The 15,015-nt window shown below is 25.9% G+C and carries 14 protein-coding genes and 1 tRNA gene; 1 reads left to right on the top strand and 14 read right to left on the bottom strand.

Annotated features, from left to right (window positions below):
* Positions 1 to 165: 165 nt before the first annotated feature.
* From HMPREF1092_RS02810 to HMPREF1092_RS02790, 5 genes are all read right to left on the bottom strand, one after another.
* Positions 166 to 1,599, bottom strand: a complete 1,434-nt coding sequence (locus HMPREF1092_RS02810) for an amino acid permease (protein WP_002597083.1) — start codon at positions 1,597 to 1,599, stop codon at positions 166 to 168.
* Between the two features lie 248 nt (positions 1,600 to 1,847).
* Positions 1,848 to 3,173, bottom strand: a complete 1,326-nt coding sequence (locus HMPREF1092_RS02805; RefSeq protein WP_002597082.1) for an NCS2 family permease — start codon at positions 3,171 to 3,173, stop codon at positions 1,848 to 1,850.
* A 172-nt stretch (positions 3,174 to 3,345) separates the two neighbouring features.
* Positions 3,346 to 4,653 (bottom strand): hemolysin family protein, encoded by a 1,308-nt coding sequence (locus HMPREF1092_RS02800; protein ID WP_002597081.1) that lies wholly within the window; start codon positions 4,651 to 4,653, stop codon positions 3,346 to 3,348.
* A gap of 101 nt (positions 4,654 to 4,754) precedes the next feature.
* Positions 4,755 to 5,756: a GGGtGRT protein gene (locus HMPREF1092_RS02795; RefSeq protein ID WP_002597080.1), complete on the bottom strand. Its 1,002-nt coding sequence runs from the start codon at positions 5,754 to 5,756 to the stop codon at positions 4,755 to 4,757.
* Positions 5,757 to 5,787: 31 nt separating this feature from the next.
* Positions 5,788 to 6,480 carry an iron-sulfur cluster assembly scaffold protein gene (locus tag HMPREF1092_RS02790; RefSeq protein WP_002597079.1) on the bottom strand — a complete coding sequence of 231 codons (693 nt, stop codon included), beginning with the start codon at positions 6,478 to 6,480 and terminating at the stop codon, positions 5,788 to 5,790.
* A 237-nt stretch (positions 6,481 to 6,717) separates the two neighbouring features.
* Here HMPREF1092_RS02790 and HMPREF1092_RS02785 point away from each other — a divergent pair.
* Positions 6,718 to 6,801: transfer RNA gene (locus HMPREF1092_RS02785), tRNA-Leu, on the top strand.
* A gap of 224 nt (positions 6,802 to 7,025) precedes the next feature.
* On the opposite strand, the gene HMPREF1092_RS02780 is transcribed toward HMPREF1092_RS02785, so the two are convergent.
* From HMPREF1092_RS02780 to HMPREF1092_RS02745, 9 genes are all read right to left on the bottom strand, one after another.
* Positions 7,026 to 7,235 (bottom strand): hypothetical protein, encoded by a 210-nt coding sequence (locus HMPREF1092_RS02780; RefSeq protein WP_002597078.1) that lies wholly within the window; start codon positions 7,233 to 7,235, stop codon positions 7,026 to 7,028.
* Between the two features lie 293 nt (positions 7,236 to 7,528).
* Positions 7,529 to 7,879 carry a hypothetical protein gene (locus tag HMPREF1092_RS02775; protein WP_002597077.1) on the bottom strand — a complete coding sequence of 117 codons (351 nt, stop codon included), beginning with the start codon at positions 7,877 to 7,879 and terminating at the stop codon, positions 7,529 to 7,531.
* A 3,262-nt stretch (positions 7,880 to 11,141) separates the two neighbouring features.
* The gene (locus tag HMPREF1092_RS02770) at positions 11,142 to 11,681 is read right to left on the bottom strand and encodes a hypothetical protein (protein ID WP_002597075.1); all 540 of its coding nucleotides are present in this window, start codon (positions 11,679 to 11,681) and stop codon (positions 11,142 to 11,144) included.
* Positions 11,682 to 11,766: 85 nt separating this feature from the next.
* Positions 11,767 to 11,928, bottom strand: coding sequence for a hypothetical protein (locus HMPREF1092_RS17065; RefSeq protein WP_002597074.1), 162 nt, complete (start codon positions 11,926 to 11,928; stop codon positions 11,767 to 11,769).
* A gap of 65 nt (positions 11,929 to 11,993) precedes the next feature.
* Positions 11,994 to 12,308 (bottom strand): hypothetical protein, encoded by a 315-nt coding sequence (locus HMPREF1092_RS02765; protein WP_002597073.1) that lies wholly within the window; start codon positions 12,306 to 12,308, stop codon positions 11,994 to 11,996.
* Positions 12,309 to 12,589: 281 nt separating this feature from the next.
* Positions 12,590 to 13,405: an ATP-binding protein gene (locus HMPREF1092_RS02760; RefSeq protein WP_002597072.1), complete on the bottom strand. Its 816-nt coding sequence runs from the start codon at positions 13,403 to 13,405 to the stop codon at positions 12,590 to 12,592.
* 26 nt (positions 13,406 to 13,431) lie between these two features.
* Positions 13,432 to 14,418: a helix-turn-helix domain-containing protein gene (locus tag HMPREF1092_RS02755; protein WP_002597071.1), complete on the bottom strand. Its 987-nt coding sequence runs from the start codon at positions 14,416 to 14,418 to the stop codon at positions 13,432 to 13,434.
* 152 nt (positions 14,419 to 14,570) lie between these two features.
* Positions 14,571 to 14,798, bottom strand: a complete 228-nt coding sequence (locus HMPREF1092_RS02750) for a helix-turn-helix transcriptional regulator (RefSeq protein WP_002597069.1) — start codon at positions 14,796 to 14,798, stop codon at positions 14,571 to 14,573.
* Positions 14,799 to 14,803: 5 nt separating this feature from the next.
* Positions 14,804 to 14,992 carry a helix-turn-helix transcriptional regulator gene (locus tag HMPREF1092_RS02745; protein WP_242830401.1) on the bottom strand — a complete coding sequence of 63 codons (189 nt, stop codon included), beginning with the start codon at positions 14,990 to 14,992 and terminating at the stop codon, positions 14,804 to 14,806.
* Between the last annotated feature and the right edge of the window lie 23 nt (positions 14,993 to 15,015).

The raw sequence follows: 15,015 nt of genomic DNA, 5'->3' as shown, positions 1-15,015 counted from the left end.
CCCTTTTGTTTTATACATATTACACCTATATATAAATTTTGTCAATAAAAACAAATTTATTTTAATAATAATTAAAAAAGTCCTTCTTCAATTTGAAAAAGGACTTTTTAGTAGTTTTAACTCTACTATATTTACTAATTGTAAAACTTTTTATTATAAATTTAATTAAGCTCTTTTCTTTTTTCTTCTTGCTATAATTGGAAGTATAAAACCAAGCCCAATTAATATAAATGGTGTTATTACATTTAATATAAGTTGGAACCACCATCCTGAAGTATACACTGGTATTCCAGAAGGAACCATTCCAAATATACATGCAAATGCTGTAAATGCGAAACACCAAACACCAACTATTAATCCTATAGTATGATTTTTAATAAATTTATATTGTGAATCATATTTTCCAACAGCCTTCTTAATTGCAATATATGCTAAGAATACCCATAAATATCTAAGTGGCATAACTACTGCATTAAGTCTTAATAACCAATTGAATAATTCATTCATATTTCCAATTCCTAAAGCTGGAACTATTATTAATATACCAACTAATATAGCTGTCATTAAGTAACCTCTTATAGGTGCTCCATGTTTATTTACTACAGTTAATCCTTTTGGTACAAACTCATCATCTGTATCTGCAAGTAAAACCTTTAGAGGAGCATCAATTGAGAATATTAATGCTGAAACTTGTGCAAGAACATTTGCTATTGCATAAATTATCATAAGTACATTTCCAATACCATAATATTGACCTAATAATTTAAATGCGTAATATTGCCCATTCATCATAAGATCTTTTGGAATATTATTTGCATCAAACATCATTCCCATTGCAACTGAACCTAATATTGCAGTTACTCCAACCATTATAGCTAATAAAATCATTCCTAATGGGAATTCTTTACTAGGGTTTTTTGTATTATTTACATATGGTGAAATTTTTTCTGAACCACCTACTGCAAATACAAGCATTGAAATAGTTGTTAAATACATAAAATTAAATTTAGGCATAACTGTATGAACAGAAACATCAGTAGTTGCTGGATGTATTCCTCTTATAAAAGGTGCTCCAAGCATTAATAGTATATATAAAATACCCATTACAAAAGTAGCTGTTCCTGCTATTGTTCCAATCTTCTTTAATGAATTCATTCCTCTTGAAGCAATCCATAAGAAAAATAAGAATATTGCTAAAGATATTAATTGAGCAACTAAAGGATTCATACTACTATAGAATGTACCATCACCTTTAAATACCCATCCTAAAGCAACTAAAACATATTGTGGCTTTTGTGCTAAATAAGGAATATGTACAACCCAGTATGTCCATCCTGCAAAATATGCAAGTCTTCTTCCCATTGTATTTCCTATCCAACTACTTACTCCTGCTTTACTATCCTTAAATACAGAACCAAGCTCTCCAACCATTAACGCATATGGTATAAAATATAATGCTAATATAAGAATCCATGATACTATAACTTCTAATCCTTGATTCGCAAAATTGTTAACAACATTACCAAAACCAAATACCATTACGAAGGCCATGAATGCTAAATTATACCATCTTAATTTCTTTTCTTCATTATCTATCATTTATTTGTCCCACTTTCTTTTGTATATATTCATTTACCCTTAATATTATTTTATCAATTTCTACATAATTCAGCAACATTTTGTTAATATATAAATTATTTTTTCTTATTTTAAATTTTATTCGAATTATATCTTAATTTTTTTAATTTCCCCCTATTCTTTTTATCATTATATTAACTCTGATCATTTTATAACTTATTAAAAAATAATAAACACAAAATCTTTACAGATTTTGTGTTTAATCATATCTATTTTATAAAAAATTTCAGAATAAAAATAACTCCAATTATTACAGTTGTAAGAGTAACTTGTTTCGCTTTTCCAGTCCCTACTTTTAAAACTATATATGATATAACTCCAAATATTATTCCATCTGAAATACTATATGAAAAAGGCATCATTATTATAGTTAAAAAAGCTGGAATTGATTCTGTAAAATCTTCTAAGTTTATTTCTCTAATTGGCTCAATCATAAAAAGACCAACTAATATTAATGTTGAAGCAGTAACTGCTGAAGTTATAACACCAAATATAGGGAAGAAAAATAATGAAATTATAAACATAATTCCTGTAGTAACTGCTGTTAATCCAGTTCTTCCACCTTCTGCTACTCCTGATGCACTTTCTACAAAAGTACTTACAGTACTTGTTCCAAGACATGCTCCAATTGTTGTTCCAATAGCATCTGATAAAAGTGCCTTTTTAATATTTGGTACTCGTCCATTTTCATCAATCATTTTAGCTTTTGTAGCAACTCCAACAAGAGTTCCTATTGTATCAAATAAATCCATAAATAATAAAGTAAATAGTACAACTACCATATTCATTGATAATACATCATGCCATTGAAAATTAAATAAGCTATGTGTAATTGAAGGTGGTGCACTAACTATAGCTGTAGGAACTTTAGTAATACCAAAAGGAATTCCTATTATGGCTGTTAAAATCATTCCAATAAATAATGCTCCTTTTATTCTTCTTGCTAAAAGAATTCCTGTTATTAATAATCCAATAATAGCTAAAAGTCCTGGTCCTTTAACCACATTTCCTAAAGCAAGAATTGTTCCACCATCTTTTGGATGCACAACTATTCCTGCTCCTTCAAGTCCAAGAAGTGCTATAAATAATCCAATCCCTACTGATATTCCTTTTTTTATACAATCAGGTATTGAATTAACTATAGCTTCTCTTACGTTAAATAAAGTTAAAAGGATAAATATTATTCCTTCTATGAAAACAGCTGTTAAAGCAAATTCATATGAATATCCCATTTGTAAAACTATAGTGTAAGCAAAAAATGCATTTAATCCCATTCCTGGAGCCTGAGCAAATGGTAATTTTGCATAAAACCCCATAATTAAAGTTGCTATAACTGCAGAAACAGCTGTTGAAGTAAATACTGCTCCACTATTCATTCCTGCTTCTGAAAGTATTGCTGGATTTACTATTAAAATATAAGCCATTGTCATAAAAGTAGTTACCCCAGCTAATATTTCAGTTTTAGTATTAGAACCATTCTTAGTAATTTCAAAATAGTTATCTAATAATCCATCTTTTCTAAAAAATTTTTTCATCATATCACTCTTTCAAATTTAGTACTAATTTATAATAAACTATTTTCCTTCATATTTCTACACTTATCCGAATATTTTTTATAATTTTATTTAAAATATTTACTGGAAATTAAAAAAATCCGTATATTATTCGTGTATTTAACAACTAATTATACGGATTTGTGATAACTTTTTATTTGATTGTAACTTTTACTTTTTCTATTCTTCTTTCTTTAATTTCTATAGCTTCTAAAATAAATGAATCCATATCTAATACTACTTCTTTATCATAATCAGGAATTTCTCCTATTTTTGTTATCATAAATCCATTTATAGTATCATAATCTCCTTCTTCTAACTCTACATCAAAAAATTCATTAAACTCATGAATAGTATATGTACCTTTAACTATATAATTTTTTTCATCTATTTTTCGTATATTAGGTTCTTCTAAATCATATTCATCTTCAATGTCACCCATTATTTCTTCAATCAAATCTTCCATAGTAACTATTCCTGAAAAACCTCCATATTCATCTATAAGTATAGCCATATGATTTCTAGTTTTTTTAAGTTCTTTGAAAAGTTCATTTGTTCTTTTATTTTCGGGAATAAATTTAGGTGCCTGAAGTATTTTTCTTATATCTATATTCTCAAATCCAACTCTTTTAGCTTCAACTAAAAAGTCTTTTAAGTAAAGTATACCTATTATATTATCTATTTTCCCTTCATATACAGGAATTCTAGAATATTGGAGATTAAAAATTTGCTCCATATATTCTTCATATGTATCTTCAATATTTATCATATAAGTGTCTTTTCTTGAAGTCATTATTTCTTTTGCCATAATGTCATTAAATTCAAAAACACTATCTATCATTTCTCTTTCTTCTTCTTTTATTGTTCCATATTCTTCTCCCTCTGAAAGCATTGCTCTTATTTCCTCTTCGGAAACTTTTTCTTCAATCCCCTCTTCATCATTTTTTGTTAGCTTTAAAACAACTAAAGCTGAAAAAGAAAGAATTTTTATAAATGGTTTTGCAATTATAGAAACAAAATAAATAATTCTAGCAGATGAAAGAGCTTTTTTTTCTGATTTTTTTAAAGCAATTCTCTTTGGTACTAATTCACCAAAAACTAATGTAATATAAGACAATATAATTGTAACTCCGATTAAAGAAATCTGATTTATATATGGAATATTATATCTACTTAATATTCTAGATATTTCTGCTGATACTCCTGTAGCTGCTGATGCACTAGAGAAGAAACTTGCAAAAGTTATTCCTACTTGTATAGTAGCTAAAAAACTACTTGGTTCATTCATTAATTTTTCTAAAAGCTTTGCTCTCTTATCTCCTTCTTCACTTAACAATTTAATTTTTGTTTTATTAACTGAAACTATTGCCATTTCAGCTGATGAAAAGAAAGCATTTATTCCTGTTAATATAGCTATCAATACCAAATCTGGAATAATACTTGTTAAAGTAGATGAAGTCATATATTTTCCTCCTAAAAATCATATAAAAAAATACCTTGTATACACTAATAGTATATACAAGGTTACTATATTTAAACTATAAAAGTTTTATTCAATATAGATTATTTACTCATTGCTTCTTCTACAGCAACAGCTACAGCAACAGTAGCTCCTACCATTGGGTTGTTACCCATTCCGATAAGACCCATCATTTCAACGTGAGCTGGAACTGATGATGATCCTGCGAATTGTGCATCTGAGTGCATTCTTCCCATAGTATCTGTCATACCGTATGAAGCTGGTCCAGCAGCCATGTTATCTGGGTGAAGAGTTCTTCCTGTTCCACCACCTGATGCAACTGAGAAGTATTTCTTACCTTCGTTGAAACATTCTTTTTTGTATGTTCCAGCAACTGGGTGTTGGAATCTTGTTGGGTTAGTTGAGTTACCAGTTATTGATACGTCAACTCCTTCAGCGTGCATTATAGCAACACCTTCTCTAACGTCATTAGCTCCATAACATCTTACTTTAGCTCTTTCTCCGTTTGAGTAAGCTTTTTCTTTAACTACTTTTAATTCTGAAGTATAGAAATCAAACTCAGTTTGAACATAAGTGAATCCATTGATTCTTGATATTATTTGAGCAGCATCTTTTCCAAGACCGTTTAAGATTACTCTTAATGGCTCTTTTCTAACTTTGTTTGCTTTTTCAGCTATTTTGATAGCTCCTTCAGCAGCAGCGAAACTTTCGTGTCCAGCTAAGAATGCGAAACATTTAGTTTCTTCTCTTAAAAGCATTGCTCCTAAGTTTCCGTGTCCTAAACCAACTTTTCTGTCATCAGCAACTGAACCTGGGATACAGAATGCTTGTAATCCTTCTCCGATTGCTTCTGCAGCATCAGCAGCTTTTTTACATCCTTTTTTAATTGCTATAGCAGCACCTAAAGTATAAGCCCATCCAGCATTTTCAAATGCGATTGGTTGAGTTTCTTTAACTATAGTGTATGGGTCAATCCCTGCTTCAGCACATACAGCTTTAGCATCTTCTATTTTTTCCATCCCATATTTCTTAAGAACAGGAACGATTTGATCTATTCTTCTTTCATAACTTTCAAATAATGCCATGATAAAATTCCTCCTTACAATCTCAATTTAATTATTCGTGTCTTGGATCTACTAATCTAGCAGCATCAGCAACTCTTCCGTATTGTCCAGATGCTTTTTCCATAGCTTCGTTAGCGCTCATTCCTTTAGCAACGAACTCCATCATTTTTCCTAAGTGTACAAACTTATATCCAATGATTTCATTATCTTCATCTAAAGCAATTTTTGTTACGTAACCTTCAGCCATTTCAAGATATCTTGGTCCTTTAGCAAGAGTTCCGTACATAGTACCAACTTGTGATCTTAATCCTTTTCCTAAGTCTTCAAGACCAGCTCCTATTGGTAATCCTCCTTCTGAGAATGCAGTTTGAGATCTTCCGTATACTATTTGTAAGAATAATTCTCTCATTGCAGTGTTTATAGCATCACAAACTAAGTCTGTGTTTAATGCTTCTAATATAGTTTTTCCTGGTAATATTTCTGAAGCCATAGCAGCAGAGTGAGTCATACCTGAACATCCTATTGTTTCTACTAATGCCTCTTCTATTATACCATCTTTAACATTTAAAGTAAGTTTACAAGCTCCTTGTTGAGGTGCACACCAGCCCACTCCATGAGTTAAACCTGATATATCTTTTACTTCTTTTGCTAGAACCCATTTCCCTTCTACAGGAATTGGTGCTGGACCATGGTTAGGACCTTTAGCGATTACACACATTTCTTGAACTTCTGTTGAATACATCATATTCTTTTTCTCCTCCCTATTATTAGATTAATAGACCTTTTTAAAATCTATATTTCTATCTAGGTCAAAAATTGCCCCACCGGGTAATTTTATCCTACACTCATTTTATCAAAAGTAGTAGAATCAAACAACCTTATTTTAAAAATTTATAAATATTTGTTTTTAATTATTTGTATTTTTATTTGAATTAACTTATTTATTCTGATATAATATTTTAGTAAGTTATTTATATATTAAGTCACCATGGCGGAACTGGCAGACGCACATGACTCAAAATCATGCGGTTTTACCGTGTGGGTTCGATTCCCACTGGTGGCACCAAACAAATTACAATAACCTGTTAACTATTGAAAACACTGGGTTTTATAAGTTAACAGGTTTTCTTTTTTATCTAAAGTAGTGCAACGGTAGTGTAACCTCATAAAAATTAATTTTATTTACTTTAAAAATAAAGATACCAACTCCCCTAAAAAGAGTAGCTGGTAAATCTCTATTTATTAAATTCCAACTCACTACCTGTGGATTCTATAATTATTTTTTAATTGCTATACAATATAAACGTATAATTCTATTTCATCACTATTTTCATCCACCTGTATCATAATATCATTTACATATCCATGCAAAAAATCATCTTTACTTTTATAAAAATTAACTTCCATTCCTTTCTTAATTAAAGGCATTATCTTATCTAATTCCTCTATATTTTTTTTATATCTTACGTCTCCGTCTTCACTGCAAAATAAAACTCTCATATTTACCTCCTTTTACTTATAAATTCTTTCATTAAATTATCGTATCTATATTATTTATCTTTAATATAAGATTATAAAATAATTAATATAATTTTGTATCGTATAATTTACGGGCGTGTATAAGTTATCCATTTTTTATTTTTATCCATAAAACTTACATCAATCTATAACTATCTTTATAAAAACCATAACCCCTCTTATCCCTTATAATTAAATATATTTTTCTACATAAATAAATAGTTAGTACTATATTTGAATAATACTAACTATTATATGAGTATTCTTTATAAAATTTAATATAACTCTTTACCATCTTCCCATCTTTTTAATTTTAACATTGCATTTTTATATTCTTGTCTTAATAGTGCATAACTCTTATTTAAATCTCTTCCCAATCCTAACATACTTTTAAATATATAATCTAAATCCATATATCTCTTATATATTATTTCTCTTTCTGATTCATTTAATATTAGTAGTCCATTCTTAATTTTCTGTTGATAGTAGCTAAGCTCATTGACTTCTTTAGTTATCAATTCAACTCTTTCCTCATCATAATTAAAAACATTTCTTTCTTGCTTTAAAGTCATTATCTTAACTTTTCTAGCTTTATATGTTTGTAATAATCTTTCTATACTCATCATATAGTCAGCTCCTTGCGAAATAATCTATTGACTTTATAATAAGCTTTAATTGCAATAAATTTTACTATAATTTTTATGTATTTTTTAATTTGCTTCTATTTTCTTTTTGTTCTTATTATTCGTACACATTTATATTAGATTATTGGACTTTATATTTAAATATTAAATATAGCCTAATCCCTTTCTTTTCAATACTTTATACTCAATTTTAAATTAAAATTATAATCCAAAAATACTTGTTTTTTCACTATACGAATTATTATCCTAAATATAGAAATTCTTATAATATTAATCCTATTCCCATAGTAAATATACTTCTTTTACCTACTCTTTTAGTATTATTTATGGTATTTTTCCTACAAAACAACTTATTAGATTAATTCTCGTCATAAGTACGAAAACTATTATCTTATACTATTAATTTATTACATTAAACCAACAATATTCTGATAATAGAAAATTCCACTTTTCCAATTTATATGTAATCTTAAATTTAAATTGATTTAGCCCTGTCCAAAATTGGACTGGGATAAATATTCTATACATAAGATTCTAATTAACGGTTCTTCAAAAGAACCCTTAATATGCATAAGTAATTGTTATCAACTCTTTTTATATTCTCATTGCATAAAGAAAAGAGGCTATTTATAAATAACCTCTTCTCTACACAAAAAAATTTAGTTTAATACAATTAGTTTTAGTTTGGACTATAAATATAGTATAATATTAAACAATCTATTTTAAAAAGCGATTTAATTTATTATTTTAATAATAGTAAACTGATTATTATTCTTTAATAAAATAGATAATAATAATTTTCTTAAATAATCTAAATACACAATTACACTTTTAAGTATTTTTTTCATATTTTTATAATAAGTTTCCGATAAAATAACCCAATTCATTTTATTTGCCTTCGATACCATGTCAAACCCTCAATATTATGTTGAACCATAAACAGAACAAATATTCTCATATTTAAAACATAGAATTTTCATTAAAATCTTTTTAATTTTTTTCTAGCGAAATTTGTTGCATAAAAATTGCCTGCTGAATATCTGTTCGTGCTAGTAATTTGTTAGCCTGACGGTGATATCCTGATTTACTTTTTTTATCTTTCAAAAATGCAATTTGATAGGCTTCACTTTTATTAGAACACTTTAAATGAGAAAATTTAAAAGAAATTTATGAAGAATAAAATCTGAACGGAGTAATATTCCGAACAGTCCAAAACAAAAATTCGGATATGCACAGTACAGATATACAAAAACTAAATAATTCAAGTTAAAAATTTATATGTCAAAGATATTGATTTTAGAAAACATAAACGTTAGTTATTGTAATACAATAAATAGGAAATATGACATTTGTCTGAAATACAACATTATTAATTCAACATAAAACAATATACAATATAATGTGTTTTTAATTTGAAATTTAAAGTGTTATAATTAAATTAACCAGTACTTTCGTTTTTCATAATTGTTTAATGGTGGCACATTTTTGCCACCTTTTTTATATAAAAAAATATAACAAATCAAATAAGTGTAATCTTTTAAAACATTTGCTCATTACTATTTTTAAAAATTATGTCAGAGTATCTTATCATTTTTTGACTTTTAAAATAATAAAAAATCAACTAAAAATACAATTAGAATTATAAAACATTATATATATATATATAATAAAAGTAACTAAAAATTATATTTAGTTAAAACAAAAAGAACCCATAAAAAGGGTTCTTTTACAATAATGTTTGCTAAACAATGCTTTTACATCTAAAATTGGTATTTATATTATAACATAATTGTATATAAGTAAAAAGAACTTAATATAGATTAAGCTCTTTTTATAATTATTTTAAATAATGAATAAAAGTAAATAACAATTACATTATATCATATTTATTTATAATAAAAAGAACCCGTAAAGGGGTTCTTTTTAAAAAATAATTAATAAAAAACACTAACTTGATTAAACTAAAAAAACTTACGAAAAACTTATTTATATTATATCATATTTTATCATAACTATAAAGATTTCTTTTTAAATGTAAAAAGAGCCTATATAGACTAGACTCCTTAAATTATTGAATAAAATTTTAACATTAAAGTACATACAGAAAGTGTTTTATTTTTACAAAAAAAATTATATCATATTTTAAGCATAAATCAAAAGAGCCCTTATAAAATAGTTATCTCAAAATTTAAACCTTATTTTTAAATCTCAAAAGTGAGTGAATTAATGTTGTTATATTGAATAATATATATATTATCAATAATATTATTTTTAGCTTACTGTAAGCTTTTAAATATTCTTTGTATATATAAACATATCGTGCGGAAATTTCAACTTAACAAATTTCATTTTAGTTAAAATATAAATCTTTTATTTTTAAACATTTTTTAGAAATTTGTGAATTTATTTTTTTTATTCAACCATAGGCTTATTAAAAATTACTAAAACATTGTTTCTTATATAAATATTATTATTGTATTTTTATAAAATACAAACTTATCTACTTTAATTATCCAAGTTTACAATAATATTACTTGATGAATATTATAATTTATGCTATTTTAAAATTAAATTTTTTACATTCCATATACATTAAAATACCAGTGCTATTTTTATTACATTGGTATTTTTAATGTATATTGATAATTAGTATATAAATTTATATTATTTATAATAATTTTAATTACTTACACTTATAGAACTGTAAAAATTCATCACAGTTAATTAAGCTACTTAATGAAGCAGTTAAAAATTTTCTATTAATTATGATTATAAACATCATTATTTGAAATTTTGTTTTTATATATAGTAGTATGTTATAATCTAAATACATAACATTACACTTTTTTACAGATATTCTATTAAATATTTGTTTCCTTTTATACTAAAAGAGCCTTTTATAGGCTCTTTTTATTTACAAATAAACATAATATAGTACAATTGTAGATTTTATTTCATTTAATTTTCATTCCATTTAATTTTTTATTTATTTTTTTATTTTTTAATAGCTTTTAAGATAAAGAAAGCCTTGATATTAAAGGCTATTTTTACTTTAAAAAGGTTAAATTTACTTTTCATTTTAAATTTACTAATTATTAACAAAAATAAGTAAAATAGGTAGTATAATAATTATAAAAGTTATATACTTTTTTCTATTCACACACTACTTAAAAGAGTCCATCCCCCTGGGCTCTTTTTATATTCTATAGTAAAAAAGAAGAGGCTTAACCTATAAAAAATAATTCTATAGAACGTTCTCAAGCTTTTCTTTTACCTCATTTATTAATTTCATTTTATCTCCATTATCTTTAGTTAAATCAGGGTGATATTTTTTAGCCATTGCTTTAAATCCTAACTTTATAAATTCTTTTGCAATATCTTTTGTAGTGTCATCAAAATTTATAGAACTTATATCACTACTAAATCTACTAGAATATGAATTATAATGCTCTCTATATTCCTCATACTCTTTTTGTCTCTGTTTATACTCTTCCTCTTGCTTAAGTCTATCTTTTTCTAAAATGCCTTCTCTAATATCTAAAAATTTATCATAAATTAAATCTTCGACCTTCTCATTTAATATATTCTTTTCTTTTAAAATTTTGTCCAAATGCTTAACTATATAACTTATTTTAATTTCCCTAAAGTCCTCTTCTTGTAGTGTCATTATATATTTATCACTACTTTTAACTTTTCCAGTCTCTTTATCTCTATGTCTCTCACATAAATAAAATCTATATGTATTTCCAAAACTGTCTTTACCTTTTTTAACTGAACAAAACATATATTCACTCCTTTATGTAGTGTTATTTACTAATTGCCACTACATTTTATATTTTAAAAAGAAGAGGCTTAACCTCTTCCAATTGTTATCTTAATTCCTTTTGTATTTTATTTTGTCTATGGAGAAGCTCCTTAATTAGTAATTCTTGTTTTACAGATTCTTTTATTGATTCTAATATTCTTATAGAATCATCATTGCTTAATTGTTTATTTTCATCTAATATTTTATAACTTAAGTTTAAGTTCATTTTTTTTACTCTCCTTAATTTAATATGTTTAATATTTTAAGTAATTTTACTTACGAATTCTTTAACTATAAAAGTAATTTTGTTTCATATTCATTTAAAAAACTTAAATTAGTTAATCCTGCTTTTACTCCTTCTTTAAAGTAATATTCAGATAAAATCCCCATAATATCACTATCAACCATTATCAAATCATCTAAATAATTAATCCCCTCTTTATCTAATAAAGATTGTAATTTATTTATTAACTCATCTTGATTATTTTGAGATATTCTATAGTCATCTGATTCTAAATTTAATGCTTCTCTCTCACGATTTTGTATATGTCTATATTCATTTTCTATAATATTTCTCATTAATTTTACTTGTTCTTTAATATTCATTTGTAATTCCTCCAATTTTATCTACTTGATATATTAGAGATAATATGTTACCTTCAAATTGCGTGATTTTTGGTAACATATTACCTTTTGCTAATGTATAACCACTGAATATACATTAGCTTTTTTTATTTTCTAAGTGCTTCTATTATTTGCATATGTCATTTCTAAGCGTATATTACGCCTGTAATGATGTTTTACTATATCCTTAGTCTTTTTATATTACTTGCTATTTAAGCCTCTTTAAATTCCTTATATAAGCTTAAAATCTCTATTAAATTTCTTTATTTTATAATCTGATTTTTAAATTGCTCAAATTTATCTCTTGATAACATACCTCTTAAACTTGTCCCTTGACAATTTACAGGTGTACACATTTCAAATATTCTGTCATTTATTCTTTTATGATATCTTTTTTTAAAATCTTCACCACTTAAATTAGTTGTTATTATTAAAGGTTTATCACTTCTATATCTAGTATCTATAATTTCATATAGCATACTATTGGACCACTCTGTTAATTGCTCTGTGCCTAAATCATCTATTATAAATAAATCACTATTTTTTATCGCATTAAGTAAACTATTTTCATTAGCATTATTTTGTGAGTTATACGTGTCTTTAAATTGCCTTAATAGTCCATTTATTGAAACGCAAATAACTGAATTTAATTGTTCCATTAATGCATTAGCTATACATGTAACACCGTATGTTTTTCCTACTCCAGGATTACCAAACAATAGCATTCCTATATTTTTCTCTTTATTTTTTTTAAACTCATCACTATATCTCTTACATATTTTCATTACATTTGAATCTTTTTTATCTGAATTATTAAATGTGCTATTTTTAAATCTTGAATCTACCATACTGTGATTTTTTAATCGGTCAATATATATTTTTCTTTCTTCTCGCTCAATTCTCTCTTTTCTAGTCTTTGATTCTGCTTCTTGTAATGCTCTATCTTTCTGAATACACTCACAAGGTTTATCCATTAGTTCTATTTCTTTACTCATTAAATATATTTTTCTATAAATTTGTTTTCCACCACACTTAGCACAAATTTTTTCAATAGTTCTGCTTGTATTAATTGATTGCATTTTACACACTCCCTTTTTTATATCCTCTAATTTATCTTAAAACTATTTTTCCAATACCAATCATATTCATCCTTTTCAGATTCATCATGTAGTTTATTTGAATTACAATTCTTATGACTAGCTTGTCCACTATTATACTTTTGATAAAGAGTATCGAATTTCTCTCTTAATTTCTGTGTAGATAATATATTACTTTTCCAAAAGTTATCTTGTTGAGACCATTTGATAATATTCTCTATATCCTCATAGCTCCTATTATCTTTTCTATGTAATAAATCAATATATTTACTCCAACTTTGTATATTTGCATTTCTACACCTTGAATTACTATCTCTTTCAAGTATTAAATCTCTAAGTAATATACTTAACTTGTATTCTTTACTATCTTCTGAATACTTGTTTTTTTTAATTTTATTACTAGATATAACCTTTAAGTTATTTTCTAATTCTTTAACTAACTCTAATTTATTTAATTTACTATTTTTAAGTTTTAATAGTTCCTTTTCTATTAAGCTTTTAGAATAATTATTTAAAATCCTATTTTTTATTATTTCCTCTTCATCTATTTCTTTATTATTTTCTAATAGTTCTTTTTCTACTTCTGATGAAGAATAATATATATTATTATTTAGTATTGTTTTATTAGTATTATTAGAGTTAATTTCCTTAACTACCTGTGGTAAATTATTTTTACTACCGTAGTTAAATTCCTTAACTACTTGGTTAATATTTTTAACTAGGTGGTTAAAATTTTTAACTACCTCATAGGAGTTATTACCATAATCACCGTTTAAAGATTTATTTTTAGTAACTTTCAAATATCCATTATCTTTTAATTTTTTTATTTTCTTAACACATGTCGGTCTACTAATACTTAATTCTTCACAAATTCGAGTTATTGACGGATATATGTTATCTCCATAACTTAAAAAGTTAATTAAAATCATTTTTTCGATACAATCTAACTCTTTATGTTTAATTAGTTTATTAGATATTTGTGTAAAATTCTCCATTTATTAATATCACCTCTTTTCTCATACTATGAAGAGGTTTATTTAAATGCTATTTTAAAAGCCATTGCGCCTTTTAAACTCGGCTCTTTATTAAGCTCCCTACATAGCTCTATATACTTCACAAACAACTTTAAACTCATTATAAGCACCTCCTAAAATGTTTCTCCTATATGATTAATTATCCATTCATCTATTAATGAGCCTACTACCATACACTTCTTACCAAATCTAATTACAGGGAATCCCTTAGTATGTGCTAATTCTCTAAGTTTTCTCTCACCTATTCCTGTTAATTGACTACATTCTTTTATTGTTATTAATTTCTTTTCTCTAGTAATTTTTTCAATATGTTGTTTTTGTAATTCTGTTACATCAACCATTTAAATCACTCCTCTTCATCTGTAAAAAATAATTCTTGAACTGTTGTGTCTAGTGCTTTTGCTATTTTTATCATTAAATCTCTTCTGGGCTCAACTTTCCCCTTTTCAATTAAACAAAGATATTGTGGAGTTATTCCTAATTCTTTAGCAAAATCTTTTTGTTGAATATCTTGTTTAACCCTTTCACTCTTCACATTAAATTTAAGCATTTTATCAC

It is taken from the genome of Clostridium thermobutyricum (assembly GCF_000371465.1).
Taxonomy (GTDB): domain Bacteria; phylum Bacillota; class Clostridia; order Clostridiales; family Clostridiaceae; genus Clostridium; species Clostridium thermobutyricum.
This window is presented reverse-complemented; position numbering and strand designations above follow the sequence as displayed.

What these genes read in the sequence shown, in the direction of transcription:
- HMPREF1092_RS02810 (WP_002597083.1), bottom strand. Translation starts at nt 1,599, where the DNA reads ATGATAGATAATGAAGAAAAGAAATTAAGATGGTATAATTTAGCATTC.
- HMPREF1092_RS02805 (WP_002597082.1), bottom strand. Translation starts at nt 3,173, where the DNA reads ATGAAAAAATTTTTTAGAAAAGATGGATTATTAGATAACTATTTTGAA.
- HMPREF1092_RS02800 (WP_002597081.1), bottom strand. Translation starts at nt 4,653, where the DNA reads ATGACTTCATCTACTTTAACAAGTATTATTCCAGATTTGGTATTGATA.
- HMPREF1092_RS02795 (WP_002597080.1), bottom strand. Translation starts at nt 5,756, where the DNA reads ATGGCATTATTTGAAAGTTATGAAAGAAGAATAGATCAAATCGTTCCT.
- HMPREF1092_RS02790 (WP_002597079.1), bottom strand. Translation starts at nt 6,480, where the DNA reads ATGATGTATTCAACAGAAGTTCAAGAAATGTGTGTAATCGCTAAAGGT.
- HMPREF1092_RS02780 (WP_002597078.1), bottom strand. Translation starts at nt 7,235, where the DNA reads ATGAGAGTTTTATTTTGCAGTGAAGACGGAGACGTAAGATATAAAAAA.
- HMPREF1092_RS02775 (WP_002597077.1), bottom strand. Translation starts at nt 7,879, where the DNA reads ATGATGAGTATAGAAAGATTATTACAAACATATAAAGCTAGAAAAGTT.
- HMPREF1092_RS02770 (WP_002597075.1), bottom strand. Translation starts at nt 11,681, where the DNA reads ATGTTTTGTTCAGTTAAAAAAGGTAAAGACAGTTTTGGAAATACATAT.
- HMPREF1092_RS17065 (WP_002597074.1), bottom strand. Translation starts at nt 11,928, where the DNA reads ATGAACTTAAACTTAAGTTATAAAATATTAGATGAAAATAAACAATTA.
- HMPREF1092_RS02765 (WP_002597073.1), bottom strand. Translation starts at nt 12,308, where the DNA reads ATGAATATTAAAGAACAAGTAAAATTAATGAGAAATATTATAGAAAAT.
- HMPREF1092_RS02760 (WP_002597072.1), bottom strand. Translation starts at nt 13,405, where the DNA reads ATGCAATCAATTAATACAAGCAGAACTATTGAAAAAATTTGTGCTAAG.
- HMPREF1092_RS02755 (WP_002597071.1), bottom strand. Translation starts at nt 14,418, where the DNA reads ATGGAGAATTTTACACAAATATCTAATAAACTAATTAAACATAAAGAG.
- HMPREF1092_RS02750 (WP_002597069.1), bottom strand. Translation starts at nt 14,798, where the DNA reads ATGGTTGATGTAACAGAATTACAAAAACAACATATTGAAAAAATTACT.